This is a genomic window from Dermacoccus sp. UBA1591 (genome assembly GCF_002322065.1).
In the GTDB taxonomy this organism is placed as follows: Bacteria; Actinomycetota; Actinomycetes; order Actinomycetales; family Dermatophilaceae; genus Dermacoccus; species Dermacoccus nishinomiyaensis.
On sequence record NZ_DCNR01000021.1, the window covers coordinates 17,725 to 19,114 of the forward strand.

Sequence of the window (1,390 nt, forward strand, 5' to 3'; positions counted from 1 at the left end):
CGGCATCCAAGTCGTCGATGCCGCTGGAGATCCCCGACGACCCGTGCTGGGTGCTGCTGTCGTCAACCGGCCTCATCGCGCGCACCACCTCGGCCGATCCGCTGTCGACCGACGGTGGCCGCCGCAAGCACGACGTCGTCCTCGCCGCCGCGCGCACCAGCGCGCGCGGTGAGTTCGGCGTCGTCACGTCCGCAGGTCGGCTGTTCCGTGTCAGCGCGCTCGAACTGCCGCACCTCGTCGACACGCACGCAGCGCCCGTCCTCGACGGCGGCGCGCCCGTCGCCGCGTTCGTCGACCTCGCACCCGGCGAGAAGGTGCTGACGGTGACGTCGCTGCGCGCCGACTCCCCCGGCCTCGCACTCGGTACCGCAGCGGGCGTCGTCAAGCGCGTGACGACGGAGTACGCGAACAAGCCGATCATGGAGGTCATCACGCTCAAGGGCGACGACGTCGTCGTCGGTGCCGTCGAACTGCAGACCGGCACCGAGGAGCTGACGTTCGTCACGAACGAGGCGCAACTGCTGCACTTCAACGCTGCGAACGTGCGCCCGCAGGGCCGCACCGGCGGCGGTGTCGCCGGCATCAAGCTCGGTGCCGGCGCACGAGCGATCTTCTTCGGCTCCGTCTCGCGCGACGGCATCGTCGTCACCGGCGCGGGGCACCCGGGCTCGCCGAACGGTGAGATCACCTCGCTCAAGGTCGCACCGTTCACCGAGTTCCCCGCCAAGGGACGCGCGACAGCCGGCGTCCGCGCCCACCGCTTCCTGCGCGGCGAGAACCACCTGGCGTTCGCGTGGGTCGGCTCCGCGCCGGCGCGCGCGGCGGATGCTTCGGGCAAGGCGATCGGCAAGCTGCTCACCCTCGACGACGCCGACGGCAAGCGCGACGGTTCCGGCGACACCGCCCCCGGCCAGATCGCCGCGATCGGCACGACGGCCCCCTACGCGTCGGTGGCCGCCGACGCGTCGTCCGCCGAAGTGGCCGAGCAGACGCCGGTGACGGCGGGCGAAGAGACGGGCGACGGTGCGATCGGCGACGACGGCAGCCGCCTCAGTCTGTTCGACGGTGACGACGCCTGACGTTTGACGGGGTGGGTGCTGGCGCGGGGCGTTGCGGGCCTCTATGGCGGCCCCTGGTGCAGTTCGCATCGACAGCTGAGTCACGTGGTTACCGCTGTGTCAGTCAGGACTGACTCAACGATCACCAAGTGACGCAGCTGCGTCGCCTCCATCCGTTGATGGCGACGGTGGCACTCCGAAGCCACCGCGGCGCATCAGCCTGTGTTGGCCAGCTGAGTCAGTTGTTCGCCCGTGCGGCAGTCAGGACTGACACAACCACCACCACGTGACGCAGCTGCGGCGGGCGCGCCGGGTGACGGCCAGGGTTCTGC

Annotated in this window: 1 protein-coding gene; it reads left to right on the plus strand. The window is 70.9% G+C overall.

Going from position 1 to position 1,390, the window contains the following annotated elements; genetic code table 11:
• The coding region (locus B2284_RS02450) for a DNA gyrase C-terminal beta-propeller domain-containing protein (protein WP_286697140.1) at window positions 1–1,079 on the plus strand (1,079 nt) is incomplete at its 5' end.
• Between the last annotated feature and the right edge of the window lie 311 nt (window positions 1,080–1,390).